Genomic DNA, 20,582 nt, shown 5'->3' with positions numbered 1-20,582 from the left:
GACGGTGCTGTTTACCGGGCGGGCGAGATATTCCATGCTTCACACGAGGAGCGTCGGCAACCGAAGAAAAACCCGCACGTTCTACCGAGGCGGCGAATATCTCCTGTGGCATTCTGAGGCACTCCCACCGGAGCATCCGGCTGTCACCGTACCGGTGCGTGCCGCGTACATGGCTGCGCCCATTTTCGACGCCCGTCCCCCCTGTCCGATAATAATGAGGTTCGTATGCTGGATGCAGTTGAATTCCGACTGGCCAGAAATCCGATCGCCATCGTCGGCGTCGCCGGAATGTTTCCGCAGGCGCATGACGTGCGTGCGTTCTGGTCCAACGTGGTGTCCGGTCGGGACTGCATCACGGACGTACCGGAGCGAGCGGCGTGGCGGGTCGCGGACCACTACGACCCGGATATGTTCGCCGAGGACAAGACGTATGCCCGCCGTGGTGGCTTTCTGCCGCCGACGGTCTTCGATCCGGTCGAATTCTCCATGCCGCCCGCGACCTTGGATTCCATCGGACTGATCCAGTTGCTGAGCCTGCGGGTAGCGAGCGAGGTCCTCAAGGACGCCCGGTGCGAGGGGGCCGATTGGTACGACCCGGCGCGTACCGGTGTCATTCTCGGCGTGTGCGGCCAGAGCAGCACGGTCGGGCCACTGGTCGCCCGCCTCTACGCCCCGATGGTCAGGGAATCGGCCTTGAGCTGCGGGCTGTCGGAACGGGACGCCGACGAGATCGTCCGCAAGTTCAAAGCGGCCTCGCCCCCGTGGACCGAGCAGAGCTTTCCCGGGAGTCTCGGCAATGTCGTCGCCGGGCGCATCGCCAACCGGTTCGATCTCGGGGCGGCCAATTGCACCGTGGACGCTGCGTGCGCGAGTTCCCTGGCGGCCGTGCGCATGGCCGTCGGCGAGCTCGTGGAGCACCGCGCCGATCTGATGATCACGGGTGGGTGCGACGCGGACAATTCCCTTCTGGCCTTCATGTTTTTCAGCAAGACACCCGCCCTGTCACCGAGCGGGCGCGTCAAGCCTTTCGACCGGTCCGCGGACGGCACCCTGCTCGGCGAGGGGATCGGCATGCTGGCGCTCAAGCGCCTGGCGGACGCCGAGCGCGACGGCGACCGTGTCTACGCCGTACTGCGCGGGCTGGGCAGCTCCAGTGACGGGCGGACCAAAAGCATCTACGCTCCCTGCGGCGAAGGACAGTTGGAGGCGTTGCGGCGCGCCTACACCGATGCCGACGCGCCGGTCGGATCCGTCGAGCTCATCGAGGCCCACGGCACCGGGACCACGGTGGGGGACACCACCGAACTGGCGGCCCTCAGCACGTTCCTGGACGGCTCCGGCGACGGGGGCGGGCGGGTGGCGATCGGCAGCGTCAAGTCCCAGATCGGTCACACCAAGGCGGCCGCCGGCGCGGCGGGGCTCATCAAGACGGCCCTGGCGCTGCACCACAAGCTGCTGCCGCCCACCATCAATGTCGACGAGCCCAACGAGAAGGCGGCCGGGAGCGGCGCCCTCTACCTCAACACCCGGGCACGGCCGTGGGTGCGCGACCCGGGGCGCCCGGTCCGCCGCGGCGGGGTGTCCGCCTTCGGCTTCGGCGGGGTGAACTTCCATGCCGTCCTGGAGGAGCACCGGCCCTCCGACGCACACGCGCGAACCCTGCACGGCACCCCGAAGACCTACCTCTGGCATGCCCCGGACCCCGGCGCCCTGCTGGAGCGGCTGAGGGCAGGGGCCGATCCGGAGCCGAGTGGTCCGATCCCCGCCCACCACGCCCGCCTGGGGATCCTCGCCACCGACGACGAGGCCCGCTCGGCACTGACGGCCGAGGCCATCGACCGGCTCGGGGCCGACCGCGACGCGCGGAGCTGGAGCCTGTCCGGCCGCGCCCACTACCGGCGTGCCGCTCTGCCGGCCGGTACGAAAGTGGCAGCCCTCTTCGCCGGTCAGGGCAGCCAGTACGTGAACATGGGCCTCGACGCCCTGCTGTGCGTCCCCCCGGTGCGCGACGCCTTCGACGAGGCCAACGCACTGTGGCCGGGCGAGGAGGATTCCCTCGCCCAGGTGGTCTATCCCGTGCCGGGGCGGCACGAGGCACACGAGAGCGCGAGGAGACTGCGGCGCACCTGCTACGCCCAGCCCGCCATCGGCGCACTGGCGATGGGCCAGTACCGCTTCCTGTCCGAGCTGGGGTTCGCTCCGCAGGCACTGCTGGGTCACAGTTGCGGCGAACTCACCGCGCTGTGGGCCGCCCGGAGCCTCACCGACGAGGCCTGTCTGATGCTCACGCGCAAGCGCGGGCAGGCGATGGAGCCACCGGCCGTCGACGGCCACGACCCCGGGGCCATGGCCGCGGTACGCATGTCCGTGGACACCTGGGAGGGAAGGGCCGCCGGGCATCCCGAGCTGACGCTGTGCAACCTGAACGCGCCGGACGAGCTGGTCGTCGGCGGCCCGACCGCGGCCGTCGACCGATTCGCCGCGGAGTGCGCCGCGGACGGGGTCGCGGTTCACCGGCTGGCGGTCGCCGCGGCGTTCCACACCCCGCTGGTCCAGCACGCCGCGGAGGACTTCGCCGAGGCCGTCGCCGACGTGGGCCTGTGCCCTCCCTCGACGCCGGTCCTCGCGAACACCCCCGGCGCGACCTACGGCAGCGACACAGCGGCCAACCGGCGCACCCTCGCCGAGCAGCTCCTGCACCCGGTGGACTTCGCGGGCCGGGTACGGCAGCTGCACGCCGAAGGCTTCCGGGTCTTCGTGGAGTTCGGTCCGAAGCAGGTCCTGTCGCGGCTGGTGCTGCGCACCCTCGGCGAGGAGGAGGTGGAGGCCGTCCCCACCGACCTCGGGCCGGACGCCGACAGCGCGGCGGCTCTCAAGAACGCCGCCCTGCGGCTGGCGGTGCTGGGCGTGGAGATCGCCGGCATCGACCGCTACGACGCCCCCGCCCCGCCACGGCGCCCCGAGCCGTCCGCCGTGGCACGCCTGCTGGAAGGCCACGCCTTCGCGGTGGAGGCCTGCCGGCCGCAGTACGAGGCCGAACTGGCCAATGGCTACCGGTGCGCATCCGCGGTCCCGGCTCCCCCACCCGCGCCCGCAGCGGAGGTGACGCCCCCGGACCGGGCGGACGACGCCCTGGCGCGCGCCGCGACCGAGCAACTCGGCCTCCATGCCCAGTACATGGAGAGTCAGCTGCACACCGCCCGCCAACTGGCCGACCTGCTGCACCACCGGACCGAGGACGAGGCGGATCCCGCCCTGCTCTCCCGGGTCGAGGCCGTCAGGGACCACAGCGTCGCCCTGAGCCAGGCCCACATCCGCACCCACGAGATCATGCTCGAATTCGCCCGCCTGCGGCAGGGGGCCACCCCGGCGACCGGTCCGACGGACGCGGAGAGCACGAGCGCGTCCCCCGGCGGACCTCGGCCGGACAGCACCCACGCGCCGGCCGCAGACGTGCCCGGCGGCACCCACCCTCCGCACGCCATGGTCGTACCCGCTCCCCGCCCCGCCGTCGGCGGCCCCGCCACGCCCGGGACGGCACAGGACGATCCACCGGACAGCGCCTCCCGGGAGGCGGCTCCGCCGGACACCGCCGCGCATCCCATGGCGCCGGCGGACATCGAGCGGGTCCTGCGTCAACTCGTCGCCGAGAAGACGGGGTACACCTTCGACATGGTGGAGCCCGACCTGGACATCCAGACCGATCTGGGCATCGACTCCCTCAAGCAGGTGGAGATCGCCGCCGAGGCATGGCGCCGCTACCCGTTCCTGCCGCGTGAGGAGATCTACCGGTTCGCCCAGGCCCGTACCGTCCGTGAACTCACCCTCCTCCTGACGGAGATCGCCGTCCCGAGCGCCGCACACGAGAGCACCGTCACACAGGTGCCGCTGGGCCGTGCGTTCGTGACTCTCAGCCCGTTGCCGGAGGCCGACGCCCTCGCCGACGCCTACGGGCCGCACCCCACGGCGCTGTTGCTGGACGACGGCAGCGCACTGGCCACCGGCCTCGCACTGGCCCTCGACGAACAGGGCTGGCACATCCGTCAGCTCTCCCTGCCCGGACTCGGCGCACCCGGTGCGGACCGGGACCGGTGGGCCCTCGACGACTGGCAGGAGGAGACGCTGAGCGAGCGGATCGGCGACGTGCTGGCATCGGTCGAGCGGCTGGACCTGTGCGTGCTGCCCGTGGGCCGCGGCGATCGCTTGGACACCGCTGCGGCGATCACCCGGCTGAGCCACGCCGTCCTCGTCGCCAAACACCTCTCCCCCGCCCTCAAGGACACCGCGGCCGCCGGGCACCGGGCGGGTTTCGTGACCGTCACCCAGATGGACGGTGCCCTGGGCCTGGCCGGCTCCGGCGGTGATCTGCCCCGGGCCCTGACCGGCGGACTGGGCGGCCTGGTCAAAGCCCTCGCCGTGGAGGAACCGGACCTGTTCTGCCGCGCGCTGGACTTCGCTCCCGACCTGGCCGTCCCCGCGGTGGCCGGCCGGTTCCTCCGCGAGCTCACCGATGCCGCCGCCCTGCGCGAGATCGCGTGGGACGGCACCACACGGCAGGCCCTCACCGTGTCCGGCACCCCCTCCGCCCTCCTGCCCGCCATGCCCGTCCCCACCGCCCCCGAGCCCCACGATCTCCTGCTGGTCACCGGCGGAGCGCGCGGCATCACCTCGTGGTGCCTCACCGCTCTCGCGGCCCACCACCCGTGCGGCTTCCTCCTGCTGGGCCGTACGCCGTTGGAGGACCTCCCCGACTGGGCGGCCGGGCTCGACAGCGCACCGGCGCTGCGCGACGCCTGCGCCGAGCGGGCCCGGGCCGAGGGCCACGACCCCGACGACCCCCGCGTCCGCGCGTCCCTGGACGCGCAGGCCCGGCACCTGGACCAGCAGCGGGACATGCACGCCACCCTCGCCGCACTCCATGCCCACGGCGCCGAAGCGGCCTACGTCACCGCGGACGTCGGGGACGCCGCCGCGGTCCGTGCGGCGCTGGCGCCCTACGCCGAGCGGGTGACCGGCGTGATCCACGGTGCCGGCGTCCTGGCCGACCAGCCCTTGCGGGACAAGAGCGCACAGGACGTCGCGCGGGTCGTGGGTGCCAAACTCACCGGGCTGACCAACGTGCTGGCCTGTCTTCCGGCCGGCCGGCTGCGCCACCTCGTCGTCTTCACCTCCGTGGCCGGCGTCTACGGCAACGGCCACCAGACGGACTACGCGATGGCCAACGAGGCACTCAACCGGTTCGCCTGCGCCTGGAAGGCCGGGCACCCGGACTGCCGGGTCGCGGCGCTCGCCTGGGGCCCCTGGCGCGGGGGCATGGCCTCGGCACAGGCCCAGGAGCTCTTCCTCCGGATGGGGCTCCCGTTGCTGAGCCGGGAGGAAGGCAGCGCGTACTTCGTCGAGCAGATGACCGCCGGGCACAGCGACGACCTGGTGACCGTCCTGGGCCCCACCGCATCGGCCTTCCAGGCGCCCCCGCTTCCCCCGCGGGGCGCGGACCTGCTGCGCGACCTCGACGGCCTGGCCGCCGAGCCCGTGCTGCACCACCACAGCATCGACGGGCGTCCCGTGCTCCCGATGACCGCCGCCGTCGGCTGGTGCCTGAACGCGGTGGAACGCACAGGCCCGGGGCGGCCGGTGACGGAGGTGCGTGACTTCGCCGTCCGCAAGGGCCTCGTCCTCGACGACACCCGGCCGTCCCGCGGACGGATCACGATGCGCCCGCAAGCCGGCCGGGGCGGCACCGGCGTCCGGGTCACGATCCATGACGACGGCGGGGCGGCGCCGCTGCCGCGCTACGAAGGCGTGTTCCATTCACCGGCCGACGGCCTCCCCGCGCCGGGGCGGCTCCAGCTGCCCTCCTACCGGGCCGGAGAGGGCCGCCGTCACCCCGCCTACGACGAGGGGTTCCTCTTCCACGGCCCCCTGTTGCAGGGCCTCGGGCCGGCCTTGGCCGAGGACGACACGCAACTGACCGTCCTCGCCCGGCTCCGGGACCCCGAGCTGGCCGGCGGGGCCTGCTCCGGCGCGTTGTACAGCCCCGCCCTGGCCGATCTGCTGCTCCAGGCCGCGGCGCTCCTCGGGCGGCGGCTGTCCGGGCACCGCTGTCTGCCGGTCGCCGTGGAACACGTGGAGATCTTCGCGCCGCTGCCCGACGACGAACCCTTCGTCATCGTCGCGGCGCTGAGGGAACACAATCCGCTGGACCTCACCTGCACCGTCACCGCCTGCACTCCCGACGGGGATGTCCTGCAGCGCTGGAACGGCCTGAAGGGAATCGTGGTCGCGCCGGAACTGGCGAACAGAGCCGCGTGGCCGGCTCCGGAACCGGCTGAGTCCGTGAGCCCGTGATGCCGATCCCCCGCGACTTCCCCGACTCCCCCGAGCAGGCAGGGACCATGGACGACCTCGGATTCGACGGCCCGCACTTCGTCACCCCGTGGTGGCCCGAAGCAGGGCGGGACGTCCCCGCCGCCCCGCCCGCGCCCCTCCTTCCACCGCCCCGGGCGACCCCCCACCGCCCCGGTGACACCACGGACCTGACCGACGAGATCGCCCGACTGGCCCGCACCGCCCACCACGTGATGCTCCAGGCGCTCGGGGAATGGATCCTCGAAGGCACCAGCCGGCCCTTGCCCCCGCGGGCCGAGGACAGCGTTCTCCCGGGGCCGCTCGCCGTCCTCGAAGCCGGTGAGGCCGCCTTGACGCAACTCACCGGGCAGGTGCCGACCGCGGTCCGCACCACGGTGACCTGGCATCACGACCTGCCGCCGCACACCACCGGACTGCGGGCCCGGGCCACCGGGTCCGGGCCCGCTCCGGGGGCCTGCGCCTGGGCGGTTCACCACGAGGGCCGATTGATCGCCGAAGCCGCGGGCACCACCGGGCCCACGGCACAAGAGCCGGGGCGGGCGCTGCCGGAGTATCCACGCCGGTTCCGGCCGCTGGCCCGTACCACCCGCCCTCACGTCGATGCGTCGGATCTGGCCCTGCTGGCCGCCGGACGCGCCGCCGAGGTCTTCGGCCCGTCCTTCGGGCTGCCGGGCGACCGCCCGGCCCCGGCCGGACCTGCGGGCTTCCGGCTCCTCGACGAGGTCACCTTCTCCGGCCTCCGCGCCGGCCGCTACCGGCAAGGGCACCTGACCGCCACGACCCGGCCGGGAGCCCGCGCCGGTTGGCCCTCACTCCTCGAAGCGGCCTGGCAGGCTCTCCAGGTCCACGCCCTGCGCCTCGGGCTTCACCTGTGCCTGCCCGCACCGCGCTTCCACCCGTGGAACGGCGAGGCGACCGGCATCGACGTACCGGACACCACCCGGCTCGGCGGACCACTGACCCTGGAGGCCGACATCGTCTCGGTGGGCCTCGTCCCCCGGCCCCACGTGGTGGCGGACGTGCGTGTCCTCGACGGTTCGCACCTCGTGGCGCGCCTGCACGGTGTGGGAACGGTGCTCCGGGAGGAACCGGGCGCCGCCATCGGCCCCCGCGAGCCCGCGCACACGCTCCGGCACACCACGGGCGGGGAGCCGACGTACACCCACGAACTGCATCTGGCGCACGCCGCCGAAGGTGATCTCGGCGTCACCTACGGCCCGTCCGGGACGTCGTCCCAGCGGATCCGGCCGCGCCCGCCCCGGGGCGACATGCTGATGGTCGACCGGATGCTGACCGCCCCCTACCGTCAGGGCGAGTACCCGACCGGGGTGACGTACACCACGGAGTACGACGTACCGGACGACGCGTGGTACCTCGAGGAGAACGCGGGCACGGCCCCCAACCTGTTCTACCTGGAGACGTCCATCCAGGCGGCGGCGTTCGCCGGAGCCGCGACGGGTGCCGGACTGGAGCATCCACGGGAAAACCTCACGACCCGCAACCTCGAAGGGCAGGCGTGCCTGCTGCGAGCCGTGGACCTGCGCGGACGCACGGTCCGCCAGCACACCACGCTGCTCGCCCACACCCCTCTGCCGGGGGCGGTGCTCCAGCGGTACGGGTACGAACTCATGCTGGGCGACGAGGTCTTCTACCGTGGGCAGACCGTCCACGGCTTCTTCACCGAACCGGTCCTGGCGCAGCAGCAGGGCATGGACGCGGGGCGGCTCGTCCCGCCGTGGCTGCACCGCCGGGAGACCCCGCCGGCCACCGCCCGAGTCCTCGATCTCGACGGCGGCCCCCGGCCGGGGCGCGGGCGGCTCGACTTCCTGGCCGGGGCCGCGGCCGAGCTCGTACCGGACGGGGGAACACACGGAGCCGGCTATCTGCTGTGCACCAAACCCGTTCGCGCGGACGACTGGTACTTCGCCCAGCACTTCCTCCACGAGCCCGTCATGCCCGGCTCCTGTGGTGTCGAGATGCTCTTCCAGATGGTCAAGGCATTCCTCTTCCACACCGGCGCCATCACCGAGGGCCGGCTGCACGCGCTCACCCCGCACCCCGGCGCGGAACTGCGGTGGACCTACCGGGGACAGATCCTGCCGCACCACCGGCAGGTACAGGCCGAGGTGCACCTCCGCGACGTCCGCCGGGAAGCCGGCCGCCTCGTGGCGCGGGCCGACGGCAGCGTCTGGCGGGACGGGCTCCGTGTCTACGCCGTGGAGAACATCGCCCTCCAGGACGACTCCGACCACCGGACGCGGGTGACGGCATGAGCGTGCAGTTCGGTTCCGCGCGGGTCCGCGACGTACTCGGCGATCTAGACCGGCCGTGCTACGTGGTCCGGGCCGACGGACGCGTCGGTGCCACTTCCCGGCTCCCGCGGCCCGGCAGCGGAGTGCAGGTCCTCGCCGCCGCGCCACCGGTGTCCACCCGCCAACTGGGGTCGGCGGCCTTCCTTCGCCACCACGGGGCCGAGCAGCCCTACATGGCGGGGTCCATGGCGGGCGGCATCTCCTCGGAGGAGCTGGTCATCGCCCTGGCGCGCACCGGCCACCTGGCGTCCTTCGGCGCCGCGGGCCTGTCCGCCGACCGCATCGAACGGGCCGTGCTCCGCCTCCACCGGGAGGCCCCCGGCCTGCCGTGGGCCTGCAATCTCATCCACAGCCCGGCGGCCCCCGAGGCCGAACGGCAGGCCGTCGACCTCTATCTGCGGCACCGGGTGCGCTGTGTCGAAGCGTCCGCTTTCCTCCAGCCCACCCCCGACCTCGTCCGGTACCGGGCGGCCGGGCTGCGGGGAAGTCCCCGTGCGGCGGTACACGCCGACAACCGGGTCATCGCCAAGGTCTCCCAGGCCGGGACCGCCGAGTTCTTCCTGCGTCCCGCGCCCGCGGACATCCTCGCCGCTCTGGTCCGTGAGGGGCGCGTCACCGCCGGCCAGGCGGAGCTGGCCGCGAGGGTCCCGCTGGCCGATGACATCACCGTGGAAGCCGACTCCGCCGGACACACCGACCGTCGCCCCCTGGTGACCCAGCTTCCTCTGGTCACCGCTCTGCGCGACCGCGAAGCGCTCGCGGGACGCCCCGGCGGCTCGGTAAGGATCGGTGCCGCCGGCGGCATCGGCACTCCCCAGGCCGCCTTCGCGGCCTTCGCCTTGGGGGCGGCCTACATCGTCACCGGATCGGTCAACCAGGCCTGCGTCGAAGCCGGGACTTCCGCCGCCGCCAAGGCCCTTCTCGCGGAAGCGGACATCGGCGACTGCGCCATGGCTCCGGCGGCCGACATGTTCGAGATGGGCATCGACGTGCAAGTCCTCAAGCGGGGGACGCTCTTCCCGGGCCGGGCGGCATGGCTGTACCGGCTCTACCGCGAGCACGAGGGCCTGCACGATCTGTCCGCGCAGGACCGCGGGCGGCTGGAGGAGCAGATCTTCCACCGTCCCCTCGACGAGGTGTGGCCCGACGTGGCCGCCTATCTCCGGGCGCACCGGCCCGGCCAGGCCGAGCGCGCCGAGCGCAACCCCAAGCTCCGCATGGCGCTGGTCTTCCGCTGGTACCTGGGCCTGTCCTCCCGCTGGGCGGCCCACGGGGAAGCGGACCGGGCCGGCGACTTCCAGATCTGGTGCGGCCCGGCCATGGGCGCGTTCAACGCCTGGGTCGGCGGCACCCCGTGGGCCGCCCCGGGCAACCGCCGGGTGGCGGACATCGCCCGGAGCCTGCTGCGAGGCGCCGCCTACCACAGCCGTCTGGCGCAACTCCGCTTCGCCGGTGTGACTCTGCCGCCCTCGTGCGCCACCTACCTGCCGCCCACCGGGGCACCACACAGCGCGGGCGCGCCCGGGGAGCCGGAGCGGCCGTCGTTCGCCGGCGTGTAACCGCCCCCGGGGTCAGTGTCCGGTGGGGGCCGCCTCCAGGACGAAGACGGGGATCTCACGGGCTGTCTTCTTCTGGTAGTCGTCGTAGTCGGGGTATGCGGCGACGGCACGTCCCCACCACAGGGCCTTCTCCTCCCCGGTGACCTCCCGGGCCGTCATGTCCTTGCGCACGGGGCCGTCCTGGAGTTCCACGCGGGGGTCCGCCACCACGTTGTGGTACCAGACCGGGTGCTTGGGCGCGCCGCCCTGGGAGGCGACCACGGCGTAGGCGCCCCCGTACTCCACCCGCATCAGCGGGCTCTTGCGGAGCTTGCCGCTCTTGGCGCCCCGGGTGGTCAGGACGACGACGGGCATGCCCCGTAGCGTCGTGCCCTGCGTGCCGCCCGAGCTCTCGTACAGCTCGACCTGGTCACGTACCCACTGCTCCGGGCTCGGCTCGTACTCACCTTCAAGAGGCATGCTGTCTGTCCCGTCCACGAGGTCTCACGTCGCATCGAGTGCGGTCGCGGTGGCAGGCATGTCACGCACGACCGCCATGTACCTTCGCTCAACAGCCGGAGTCCGCGCAATCATCCCCTGTTCCGTTCCCGGCGTGTCGCGCGACGGTGCCGGCCGGTTCCGTCCCTGTCGCCGTCCGGTCCTCGGAGCGGCTCCTCGAACGGCCCACGTTTGATTCTCGCGCGGCTGGTCACTCGGTTACGGAAGAGACAGCACCCACCTGCCGAGGGGCCCCGACCTGTCGACCCCGGCTTCATCCGCTGCCGCCTGTCCTCTGTATGCGAAGGAGGTGATCCGCCATGCGGGCCACCGTCTGGCACGGCAAGCGCGACGTCCGGGTCGACCAGGTCCCGGACCCCGTGATCCAGGAACCCACCGATGCCGTCATCCGCATCACCTCGAGCGGGCTGTGCGGCTCGGACCTGCATCTGTACGAGGTGCTCACCCCGTTCATGACGCCCGGCGACATCCTCGGCCACGAGCCGATGGGCATCGTGGAGGAGACCGGATCCGAGGTGCCCGGGCTCTCGCCGGGCGACCGCGTCGTGGTTCCCTTCCAGATCGCCTGCGGCAGCTGTGTGATGTGCGGGGACGGCCTGCCTACCCAGTGCGAGACCACCCAGGTCCGCGAACACGGCATGGGCGCACAACTGTTCGGCTATACCAAGCTCTACGGTGCCGTACCCGGGGCGCAGGCCGAATACCTCCGGGTGCCGCAGGCACAGTTCGGCCCGATCAAGGTGCCGCACGGGCCGAGCGACGACCGGTTCGTCTACCTCTCGGATGTCCTGCCCACGGCCTGGCAGGCCGTGCGGTACGCCGGTGTCGAGTCGGGCAGCAGTGTGGTGGTCCTCGGACTCGGGCCCATCGGGACCATGGCCTGCCGGGTCGCCCGTCACCTGGGCGCCGCTCAGGTGATCGGCATCGACCACGTGCCCGACCGGCTGGAGCGGGCCCGGCGCGACGGCTTCGACGTCTTCGACCTGGAGGGCTTCGACCACGAGAGCGATCTCCTGACCGCCGTTCGCGACGTCACCGGCGGCCGGGGGCCCGATGCCGTCATCGACGCGGTGGGCACCGAGGCCCACGGCAGCCCCGCCGGCCGGCTCGCCCAGCAGGCCGCCGGTCTGATGCCGCCGCGCTGGGCGGAGAAGCTCATGCACAAGGCCGGTGTGGACCGCATGAGCGCCCTGCACCTGGCCATCGCCCTGGTGCGCCGCGGCGGCACCGTCTCCGTCAGCGGGGTGTACGGCGGCATGACCGATCCCATGCCCATGCTCACGCTCTTCGACAAGCAGATCCAGATCCGGATGGGACAGGCCAACGTCCGCCGCTGGTCGGACGAGATCCTCCCGCTGCTCACGGACGAGGACGTCCTCGGCGTCGACACCTTCGCCACCCACCACCTCCGTCTCGATCAGGCGCCGGAGGCCTATGAGCTGTTCCAGAAGAAGGCCGACGGGGTGCTGAAGGTACTGCTGCACCCGTGACCGCCCACGCCGCCATGAGTCCCGCACGCGGAAGTCCGCCGCACGGGTGAAGGAGCCGCCATGCAACGCCCCGCCCCGCACCATCGTCCCTTCGACGGGCTCTCCGCCGTGGTCACCGGCGGCTCCCGCGGTCTGGGCCTGCTCATGGCACGTCAGCTGATGGCCCGCGGGGCCACCGTGACCATCGCCGCCCGGGACGCGGCGGAACTGGCCGACGCCGAGTCGATCCTGGGCGGGACCGGCGCGGCGGACCACGTCCGCGGCGTGGTCTGTGACGTACGCGACCAGGCCGCCGTACGGGACCTCTTCGCCGAGGTCGCCGCCCGGCACGGGAGCGTCGACGTCGTCATCGCCAACGCGGGCGTCATCCAGGTGGCGCCCTGGGACTCCGTGGGCACGCAAGGCTTCCGGGACGCCATGGCCACCATCTTCGAGGGGGCGCTCAACACCGCGGCCGAGGGCCTGCCGCACCTGCGGCGCAGCCGGGCCGGCGGGCGGCTGGCGCTCATCGGGTCCGTCGGCGGTCTGGTCGCCGTCCCGCATCTGCTGCCGTACTCGTGCGCCAAGTCGGCGGTGGCGGCGCTGGCGGAGGGGCTGCGCGCGGAGGAGACGGCGCGCGGGGTCACGGTGACCGCCGTCCACCCCGGTCTGATGCGCACCGGCTCCCATCTGCACGCCCGCTTCGGCGGGGCCGCCGACCGGGAATTCGCGTGGTTCTCCGTGGTCGCGGGCGCGCCCCTCGTCTCCATGGACGCCGAGCGGGCCGCCGAGCGCATCGTCTCGGGCATCGAGCGCCGTCGGTCGCGCATCGTCCTGACGCCCGCCGCCCGGCTCGCCGCGACCGCCCACGGCCTCGCCCCGGCGACCACCACCCGTCTCCTGTCGGTCGTCGCCCGGGCCCTGCCGCGACCCGACGGCGAGCGGAGCGGGACCGCCCCGGGCCACGCCCTGGACACCCCGCCCGGCGGGCCGGGTTCCCGGCTGCGCCGCGCGCTGAGCGCCCTCAACGACAAGGCCGCCGACCGGTTCAACCAGCGCGGCCACGACCGCCCCTCGGCGGCCGGGCCCCCGGCCGGCTGAGACCGGCCGGGACCGGCGCGGACCGGCCGTCCGGGCGAATACCGGCGGACGGCGGTTCGGCCGGGGCGAGGGGGGAACCCGGTCTGTCATGTCACCCGCCACCGATCCCGCCGACGCGCTCCCCGGCATCGCCGAATCCCATTGGATGGCCACGGCCCCCGCCACCGCCCACCCTCCCCTGACCTCGGACCTCGAAGTGGACGTCGCCGTCATCGGCGGCGGCATCGCGGGGCTGAGCGCCGCGTGGGAACTGGTGGAGGCCGGCCGCTCGGTGGCCGTCCTGGAGGCCGACCGCATCGCCGCGGGCGTCAGCGGCCACACCACCGCCAAGGTGACGGCCCTGCACACCCTCGTCTACGGGAGACTGCGCCGCACCCGAGGCAGCGAGGACGCCCGGCTGTACGCGCGCTCCCAGCAGGAAGCCGTCGAACGGGTCGCGGAGATCACCGCCGCCCTCGGGGTGGACTGCGAGCTGGAGCGCCTGCCCTCCTGCACCTACGTCACCGACCCCCGGTCGTGTGAGACGGTCAGGGCCGAGGCCGAGGCGGCCCGTGAGGCGGGGCTCGCCGCGGCCTACGTCGAGGAGACCGGGCTGCCCTTCCCCGTCGCCGGCGCGGTCCGGGTGGAGAACCAGGCCCAGTTCCATCCGCGCAAGTACCTGCTCGCCCTCGCCGAGGACATCACCGCCCGGGGCGGACGGATCCACGAGCGCACGCGTGTCACCGGCCTGACCGAAGGCACTCCGTGCCGCGTCACGTCCGAGGGGGGAGCCGTCGTCACCGCGGGCGACGTCGTGGTGGCCACGCACTATCCGGTCTTCGACCGCGCCCTGCTGTTCACCCGTCTCTCGCCCCGGCGCGAACTCGTCGTCGCCGCCACGCTCCCCGCCGGCCTCGACCCCGGCGGCATGTACATCACGGAGGAGGAGAACAAGAGGTCGGTGCGGACTGCGCCCTGCGCCGAAGGGCAACGCCTGCTGCTCGTCACCGGCGAAAGCTTCACCCCCGGCGCGGGAGGAGTCGCCGAGCGGTTCGCGAGGCTGGCCGACTGGACCCGGGAGCACTTCCCGGCAGCCGGGATCGTCCGGCACTGGGCCGCCCAGGACAACGACTCCACCGACACGGTTCCCCTCGTGGGCCCCTTCCATCCGGGCGCCCGGCACACGTACGTCGCCACCGGCTTCGGCGGGTGGGGGATGAGCGGCGGCGTCATGGCGGGCCGGCTGCTGGCGGATCTCATCACCGACCGAACGCCCGCCCCGTCCTGGGCCGGCCTGTACGACCCCCGGCGGCTGTGGAGCACCGTGCGCGAGGCGCCCGCCTTCCTCAAACACCAGGCGGAGGTCGGCCGGCACTTCCTGGGCGACCGGCTCCGGCCCTCCCATGTGGACTCCGTGGCGGACATCACCCCCGGCACCGGAGCCCTCGTGCGGGTGAAGGGCCGCCGGTGCGCGGTCTACCGGCAGGACGACGGCACCCTGCGTGCCGTCTCCGCCCGCTGCACCCACCTGGGCTGCCTGGTCGCGTTCAACGCCGCCGAACGGACGTGGGAATGCCCCTGCCACGGCTCCCGTTTCGACACCGACGGATCCCTCCTGCAAGGGCCGGCCACCAGCTCGTTGGACGAGTACGCCGTCGAGGACGACATCGCCCACGACGCGGAAGAAGGCTGAACCGTGTGCCCGGGGCCGGGTCCCGCGACCGCGCACGGAAAGCGCGCGGACTCGCCTCCCCGCGCGGCCGTCTTCGACGTCGACGGCACGCTCGTGGACACCAATTACCTGCACGCCGTCAGCTGGTGGGAAGCGCTCCGGCAGGCCGGGCACCACGTCGCCATGTCCGACATCCATCACACCATCGGCATGGGATCGGGCCGGCTCCTGGACCGGCTCCTCGGTGACGCCCGCGACCACGACGAGGACGAGGCCATCAGCACGGCGCACACGGTCCTGTACGCGACCTGGTTCGACCGGCTGTCCCCCCTGCCCGGGGCGGCGGAGTTGTTGCGCAGCCTCGCCGCACGGAACTGGCGCGTCGTTCTGGCCACCTCCGCGCAGGGCTCGGAACTCACCGCGCTGCGCCGGGCCGTCGACGCCGACGACGCCATTTCCGATGCCACCAGCGCGGACGACGTGGAATCCACCAAACCCGCCCCCGATCCGGTGTGCCAGGCCCTCGAACAGGCAGGGGTGGCACCGGAGCGGGCGCTGTTCGTGGGCGACACGGTGTGGGACGTCGAGGCGGCGCGGCGGGCGGGGGTCGGCTGTATCGCGCTGTTGTCGGGGGGCATCGGCGAGGAGGAGTTGCGGGCGGCGGGCGCGCTGGCCGTCTACCGTGATCCCGCCGCTCTGCTCGCGGATCTCGACGACAGCCCGTTCGGCCGGATTGCGTGACCCTTCCCCGTCGGTTCGATGGATGAAGAGCGGCATCGGGGGTAGACGGTCGCCGGACCGGGGGACGGCAGTCGAGAGGAGCCCGAACATGCTGATGGCCCACCCCGCAGTGCTGGCCGACCTGATCGCGGAGTACGAGACCCTCCAGGCCCTCGGCGCCCGGCAGGGCGGGGAAGAGGTGCGCAGGCGGATGGACGACGTCGCCTACACGCTGTGCGTGTCCACCGGAACCCGTGACGTGGACACCGCGCTGATCGTGGCCCGCCACCGGCTCCCCGGGGCAGGGCCCTTGGACGACTCCGTCCTCAGCACGTGATGTCCCCGTGCGCGCACCCAGTGGGGCCCGCCGGTTCTCCGGCGGGCCCCACCCGTGTGCGGCGATTCAGGTCGCGCGTGCGGTGTCAGGCGCGGTGGCCGCCGTAGTAGCCGCCGACCTGATCGTGGTATCCCGGGTCTCCGAGGTGCTTTTCCTTGTCGAACTCGGGGGCGTCCTTGATCTCGGCCTTGGTCCGGCCGACGTAGATCTTCTCCTCGTCCGCGTCGATCCGGAGGATGGTGCCGGCGGGCAGCAGGACGTGCTTCCCGAAGATCCACAACCCGGTGTCCACGACCAGGTACGCGGAACCCACGTCGTCGCTGTGCTTGTCGACCTTTCCGATGGTCCCGTCGGTCGCCTCGACCTTGTACCCGATCAGGCTGGTGCCCGCGGTGTGGCCGGCCGTCGGCTGGTAACCCCAGATGTTCTCGGTCATGAAAGGCTCCTTCATCGACGATATGCAGCCGTGAGGAAATCGGTGCTCCGAAAGCGGGCGACCGTTCCTCGGTCCATCGCGTGCCCTGACTTCTTCTTTCTACACACCGGCCCTGAGCCCGTTCCGGAAATCGTGTCCGGAGGGTCGGGGTGTCGTCACGGGAGAGGCGGAAATGACACTTGAGCAAGGGCCCACCGGCGGGGGGGGCGGCCCGCTCCCTGCCACGCCGCGTCGCGCGCCGACGCGCTGCGGTTGATCACCTGCTCCCGAACTCTGGGTAGAGTGTCGCCGCCACAAGAACATCGCAGGTGAGGCAGGGTCAGGGCATGGGCATATTCGACCGGGCACGCAGTCTGGGCGATTCGGTGGGCACCGCGGCCACCTCCTTCGGCAGAGACATCGCACAGGCCGTGCAACGCGGCGCCGACGCCGGGCGGGCCGGTACCAACGCCTCCGGCGACTGGGTGCTCTCCGTCCTCCGCTCCCTGCCCGCACCCGCCGCGCCCACGCACGAGCAGTGGGAGTTCTCGCTCGGTGCCCTCATCTGCCGCCACCCCCGGGTCCCCGCCATCACCGCGAAGGCGCTGCGGCCCCTGGACGGCATCGGCGCGCTGCGTTTCGGCCCCGAGTCGGTCGGCTTCGACGGCGAGGACATCCCGTGGTCGAAGGTGGTCAGCCTGCAGCTGCACGACGCGTTCAGCGCCATGACCACGGAGGCGCTCGACGCCGAGATCGACCGGATCCGGGATCTGCTGCCGCCGCTCCCGGGGCGGAAGTGGGTCGTCACCAAGGTCGTCGAGGGCCTCGCGTCCGTCATGCTCGCCGCGCTGGAGCAGGCGGCCGAGCAGCGGCTGGAGACGGTCGCCGTCGCCTGTGAGATCACCTACCGGGGTGCGTTCGGCAAGCAGAAGACGCTGCGGGCCAACATGTTCACCACAGCCCTGCTGGCCCAGCAGGCGGAGGTCATGCACAGCCTCGTGCTCACCGCGCAGGCCCACGGCGTGCCCGTCCTTCCCGCGGCGGCTCCCCAGGTGGGCACGCGTACCGCCGAGCGGGTGCGCGCGCTGAGGGACCGCACGGACGCGGTGGCCGCGCAACTCCGTGCCGATCAGGGCACGGACGACCCCGCCCTGGAATCCGCACCGCAGGTGCCGGGCCCTCGCACGGGCCGATAGCACGCCCTGCCCGGCGGCCCCGTCTCCGGACGCGGAAGGCCGTGGTGTACGTACGCGATCCGAAGGCCGGGACCGGAACGGAAGGAACCCCATGCACGCGGCAGCCGAGGACGAGGTCCACGACGAGTTCTTCCCGGTGGTCCCGGCGCCGCAGGACGGCAGCCGCTGGCAGGCGCCCACCGACCTGGAGCAGTACCTGTACCGGCTGTGCCGGGCGGACGACGCGTACGCGTATCTGCGCACCCTCGCGATCGAGGGCGTGTACTACCCGGTGCGTCTCGACCAGGCGCAGGCGGCCGACGAGGGCACGTACCCCATGCTGACCACCGGGACGCCCGACGGACGCACCGTCGCGCAGGTCTACACCCCCGGCCTGCTCCCGCGACCGCATCCGTATCTCGTCTACGAGTACGCGACCCTCGGCGCGCTCGCGCAGATCGTCCCCGAGGAGGTGGACGTCCTCGCGGTCAACGCAGCCACACCCTGCGAGCAGTACTTCCTGACCGACGACGAGGAACGGGAGACGTGGCTGGACCTGCACCACGAGTTGTTCTCCCCCGACGCGCTGATGGACCGTGTGGTGACGCGGCGCACCGGTGCCCCCGCCCCCGGCCCGCTGCTGCACGGCCTGGCCTGCGGGGCACACCTGTGCTTCCGTAACGGCGACGCGTGGAACACGCCGCACTGGCACGGCATGGGCTATCGGGGCGAGACCGAGCGGATCGCCGACGACTGGGGTGTGCACGGCCGTGCGGACTGGCTCGGGATACAGGAGCGGCTCCTCGACCAGGAGGTGAGCCCCTGGTACTGGGACTTCGTGCTGGGTGCGCGGACGGCGCTGCTCCGTGCGGGGGCCCGCCGTGTCGATCCCGAGCAGTGGCGCGACTGCGTGGAGTCGACGCTGCGCGCCCGTGCCCAGGAGGACGGCACGGTCGACGACGACGCCGAGTTCGGTGATTTCGTGGCGCATCTGCGTGCTCTGGTGGGCAAGGTGCTGCGGTACGAGTCCCGTTTCCGCGCCGACGGTCTTCTGCCGCCCGACGGTTTCGTGCGCACCGTCGCGGCGTGGGACATCGGCCGCGCTTCCAAGATGGCCCGCTGGGGCCGGGGCGCCCGGTATGCCGCGGAGTCCGAGATGTACGCGGCGATCGAGCGCGCGGGCGGGGCCGCGCGGGCCGCGTACGACTCGTGGGAGGAGTTCTCCGCCGGGTACGTGCTGGGCCGGTGTCTGCACTTCGACGAGGAGGAGTTCGGCCCCTGGTACACCACGGTCCTGGACGCGCACCGGGCGCTGGCCACCGACCCGGACAGCCCGTGGCGGACAGTGCCGTTCACGTGGGTCAGTGGAGATCCTGGATGACGTGCTCGGCGGCTCGGTGTTCGGCGCTGGGCGGGTCGAGTTCGCTCAGTGTCAGCAGCGAGGTGTCGTCGCTGAGGTACTTCTCCCATGCCGCGGCCATCTGTTCCTGCTTTTCGGCGGGCATCTGCTGGACGTCCTCCCGGCTTGCCGGGCTGAGGGCGTTGAGGAACCGTTTTACGGTGTCGGTCTGCATGGTCCGTCCCTGGTGTCGCGGCCGGGTGCCGGGCGTGATGGTGTGATGGTCATCCCCTGGCTTTCTTCCAGCGAGCCGCGGGGATGGCACCTCTTTCGCGCCAGGGTCACCTGACCGGCGGTCCGCGGGGCGGCGTGCAGCTCCTCCACCGCGCCGATCAGCGATGCCGGGTCGGCCGGGATCCGGGCGCTGCGGCAGGACCGAGCCCATCGGCACAAGACGTGTCGGCACAAGACGTGTCGGACGGATCCCCGGTGCCGTCGGCCATGTAAGCAGGAATCATGCGCCTTCCGCACCGTCCGCCGGGCCGGGGCCAGCCGTGGCGGCACCGCCCCGGACTGATCGCGGTACCGCTGGGGCTCATTGTGGCGATCACGGCGGTCGACTTGGTGACCGGTGCCGACATCCATCTGGGGCCGCTCCTCGTCGTGGCGCCGGCCATCACGGCGGCGATCGGCGGTCCCCGGCTGACGGCCTTCGTCGGCGCTCTCGCGGTGGGTGCCGAGGTGGGACTGAGCGCGATCTTCGGCCGTCTGACGACAGCCGACCAGCAGGCACAGATCTGGGCCATCTTCGCGGTCTCCCTCTTCCTCGTCGCCTTCCGTATCGTCTTCGAGCGGCACGAGCAGACACTCGACCAGACGCGTCTGGTCGCCGATGTCGCCCAGAAAGTCCTGCTCAGGCCGCTGCCGTCCAGGATCGGTCCGCTGCGGATCGCGGTTTTGTACATCGCTGCGGAAGCCGAGGCCCGCATCGGAGGCGACCTGTACGCGGTGGTCCGTGCCCGGCAGGGAACCCGCATCATGATCGGCGATGTACGCGGCAAGGGCCTTGCCGCCGTGGGTGACGCGGCACTGCTTCTCGGCGCCTTCCGGGCCGCCGCCCACCGTTGTCCCCCGCTGCCGCGACTGGTGGCCCACCTTCACAACACCGTCTACTGGGACATGGCCGAACCGGCCGCCGAGGACGAAGCCGGGGAATGCTTCGTGACCGCCGCCGTGCTGGAGATCCCGGACCGGGGCGATCAGCTCCAGCTCATCAACTGCGGCCATCCTTCCCCGCTGCTCGTACGCGACGGCAAGGTCACCCCGCTGGCGGTGCAGGACCCCGCCCTCCCCCTCGGCCTGGGCAGCGACGTCACCGAAGACGACTACACGACCGAGCCGTTCGCCTACCGGGACGGCGATCTGCTCCTGATCTACACGGACGGAGTCATCGAAGCACGCGACGGCGAAGGAGCCTTCTACCCTCTCGCGGAACGCCTGGCCGCGTGCAAGGGGTCCGGACCGCAACAGCTCATCGACCACCTTCACGCGGACCTGCTCGCCCATACCGGCGGCTCGCTCGACGACGACGTCGCCCTGGTCGCCATCCAGCGCCGCCCCTGACGGTTCCGGATGGC

Annotated in this window: 14 protein-coding genes; 11 read left to right on the top strand and 3 right to left on the bottom strand. The window is 72.4% G+C overall.

Annotated features, from left to right (window positions below):
- Nucleotides 1–225 precede the first annotated feature (225 nt).
- From JO379_RS32460 to JO379_RS32450, 3 genes are read left to right on the top strand one after another with little or no spacing between them, the layout of a single operon-like run.
- Nucleotides 226–6,348 carry a type I polyketide synthase gene (locus JO379_RS32460; RefSeq protein ID WP_209518323.1) on the top strand — a complete coding sequence of 2,041 codons (6,123 nt, stop codon included), beginning with the start codon at nt 226–228 and terminating at the stop codon, nt 6,346–6,348.
- Nucleotides 6,348–8,642, top strand: a complete 2,295-nt coding sequence (locus JO379_RS32455) for a hotdog family protein (RefSeq protein WP_209518321.1) — start codon at nt 6,348–6,350, stop codon at nt 8,640–8,642. The genes JO379_RS32460 and JO379_RS32455 overlap by 1 nt, the downstream gene beginning before the upstream one ends.
- Nucleotides 8,639–10,240, top strand: a complete 1,602-nt coding sequence (locus JO379_RS32450; RefSeq protein ID WP_209518319.1) for a PfaD family polyunsaturated fatty acid/polyketide biosynthesis protein — start codon at nt 8,639–8,641, stop codon at nt 10,238–10,240. Before JO379_RS32455 ends, JO379_RS32450 begins: the two co-directional genes overlap by 4 nt.
- Nucleotides 10,241–10,252: 12 nt before the next feature.
- Here the strand turns inward: JO379_RS32450 and JO379_RS32445 are convergent, their stop codons facing one another.
- The gene (locus tag JO379_RS32445; protein WP_209518317.1) at nt 10,253–10,699 is read right to left on the bottom strand and encodes a nitroreductase family deazaflavin-dependent oxidoreductase; all 447 of its coding nucleotides are present in this window, start codon (nt 10,697–10,699) and stop codon (nt 10,253–10,255) included.
- Between the two features lie 338 nt (nt 10,700–11,037).
- Here JO379_RS32445 and JO379_RS32440 point away from each other — a divergent pair, with 338 nt between their 5' ends.
- From JO379_RS32440 to JO379_RS32420, 5 genes are all read left to right on the top strand, one after another.
- Nucleotides 11,038–12,228: a zinc-dependent alcohol dehydrogenase gene (locus JO379_RS32440; protein ID WP_209518315.1), complete on the top strand. Its 1,191-nt coding sequence runs from the start codon at nt 11,038–11,040 to the stop codon at nt 12,226–12,228.
- Nucleotides 12,229–12,288: 60 nt separating this feature from the next.
- Nucleotides 12,289–13,308: an SDR family NAD(P)-dependent oxidoreductase gene (locus JO379_RS32435; protein WP_130880581.1), complete on the top strand. Its 1,020-nt coding sequence runs from the start codon at nt 12,289–12,291 to the stop codon at nt 13,306–13,308.
- Nucleotides 13,309–13,396: 88 nt separating this feature from the next.
- Complete coding sequence (locus JO379_RS32430) at nt 13,397–14,980, top strand: FAD-dependent oxidoreductase (protein ID WP_209518313.1); 1,584 nt, start codon at nt 13,397–13,399, stop codon at nt 14,978–14,980.
- Between the two features lie 3 nt (nt 14,981–14,983).
- On the top strand, nt 14,984–15,700 hold the full coding sequence (locus JO379_RS32425) for an HAD family hydrolase (protein ID WP_209518310.1): 717 nt from the start codon (nt 14,984–14,986) through the stop codon (nt 15,698–15,700).
- 88 nt (nt 15,701–15,788) lie between these two features.
- The gene (locus tag JO379_RS32420; protein ID WP_130880578.1) at nt 15,789–16,016 is read left to right on the top strand and encodes a DUF5133 domain-containing protein; all 228 of its coding nucleotides are present in this window, start codon (nt 15,789–15,791) and stop codon (nt 16,014–16,016) included.
- An 85-nt stretch (nt 16,017–16,101) separates the two neighbouring features.
- Here the strand turns inward: JO379_RS32420 and JO379_RS32415 are convergent, their stop codons facing one another.
- Complete coding sequence (locus JO379_RS32415; protein ID WP_130880577.1) at nt 16,102–16,452, bottom strand: PRC-barrel domain-containing protein; 351 nt, start codon at nt 16,450–16,452, stop codon at nt 16,102–16,104.
- A gap of 326 nt (nt 16,453–16,778) precedes the next feature.
- On the opposite strand from JO379_RS32415, the gene JO379_RS32410 reads away from it, so the two are divergent.
- Complete coding sequence (locus JO379_RS32410; protein WP_209518308.1) at nt 16,779–17,627, top strand: hypothetical protein; 849 nt, start codon at nt 16,779–16,781, stop codon at nt 17,625–17,627.
- A gap of 91 nt (nt 17,628–17,718) precedes the next feature.
- Complete coding sequence (locus JO379_RS32405; RefSeq protein WP_130880575.1) at nt 17,719–18,987, top strand: DUF1266 domain-containing protein; 1,269 nt, start codon at nt 17,719–17,721, stop codon at nt 18,985–18,987.
- Here the strand turns inward: JO379_RS32405 and JO379_RS32400 are convergent.
- Nucleotides 18,968–19,180 carry a hypothetical protein gene (locus JO379_RS32400; protein WP_130880574.1) on the bottom strand — a complete coding sequence of 71 codons (213 nt, stop codon included), beginning with the start codon at nt 19,178–19,180 and terminating at the stop codon, nt 18,968–18,970. The genes JO379_RS32405 and JO379_RS32400 overlap by 20 nt on opposite strands.
- A gap of 281 nt (nt 19,181–19,461) precedes the next feature.
- Between JO379_RS32400 and JO379_RS32395 the strand changes: the two genes are divergently transcribed.
- Nucleotides 19,462–20,568, top strand: coding sequence for a PP2C family protein-serine/threonine phosphatase (locus JO379_RS32395; RefSeq protein WP_209518305.1), 1,107 nt, complete (start codon nt 19,462–19,464; stop codon nt 20,566–20,568).
- Nucleotides 20,569–20,582 lie beyond the last annotated feature (14 nt).

The sequence above is a fragment of the Streptomyces syringium genome, assembly GCF_017876625.1.
Taxonomy (GTDB): Bacteria; Actinomycetota; Actinomycetes; order Streptomycetales; family Streptomycetaceae; genus Streptomyces; species Streptomyces syringius.
Note: the sequence above shows the minus strand (reverse complement) of the source record. Positions and strands in the feature narration are given on the sequence as shown.

Bases quoted from the DNA above. Each gene is read 5' to 3' on its own strand.
- JO379_RS32460 (WP_209518323.1), top strand. From the start codon at position 226: ATGCTGGATGCAGTTGAATTCCGACTGGCCAGAAATCCGATCGCCATC.
- JO379_RS32455 (WP_209518321.1), top strand. From the start codon at position 6,348: ATGCCGATCCCCCGCGACTTCCCCGACTCCCCCGAGCAGGCAGGGACC.
- JO379_RS32450 (WP_209518319.1), top strand. From the start codon at position 8,639: ATGAGCGTGCAGTTCGGTTCCGCGCGGGTCCGCGACGTACTCGGCGAT.
- JO379_RS32445 (WP_209518317.1), bottom strand. From the start codon at position 10,699: ATGCCTCTTGAAGGTGAGTACGAGCCGAGCCCGGAGCAGTGGGTACGT.
- JO379_RS32440 (WP_209518315.1), top strand. From the start codon at position 11,038: ATGCGGGCCACCGTCTGGCACGGCAAGCGCGACGTCCGGGTCGACCAG.
- JO379_RS32435 (WP_130880581.1), top strand. From the start codon at position 12,289: ATGCAACGCCCCGCCCCGCACCATCGTCCCTTCGACGGGCTCTCCGCC.
- JO379_RS32430 (WP_209518313.1), top strand. From the start codon at position 13,397: ATGTCACCCGCCACCGATCCCGCCGACGCGCTCCCCGGCATCGCCGAA.
- JO379_RS32420 (WP_130880578.1), top strand. From the start codon at position 15,789: ATGCTGATGGCCCACCCCGCAGTGCTGGCCGACCTGATCGCGGAGTAC.
- JO379_RS32415 (WP_130880577.1), bottom strand. From the start codon at position 16,452: ATGACCGAGAACATCTGGGGTTACCAGCCGACGGCCGGCCACACCGCG.
- JO379_RS32410 (WP_209518308.1), top strand. From the start codon at position 16,779: ATGGGCATATTCGACCGGGCACGCAGTCTGGGCGATTCGGTGGGCACC.
- JO379_RS32405 (WP_130880575.1), top strand. From the start codon at position 17,719: ATGCACGCGGCAGCCGAGGACGAGGTCCACGACGAGTTCTTCCCGGTG.
- JO379_RS32400 (WP_130880574.1), bottom strand. From the start codon at position 19,180: ATGCAGACCGACACCGTAAAACGGTTCCTCAACGCCCTCAGCCCGGCA.
- JO379_RS32395 (WP_209518305.1), top strand. From the start codon at position 19,462: ATGCGCCTTCCGCACCGTCCGCCGGGCCGGGGCCAGCCGTGGCGGCAC.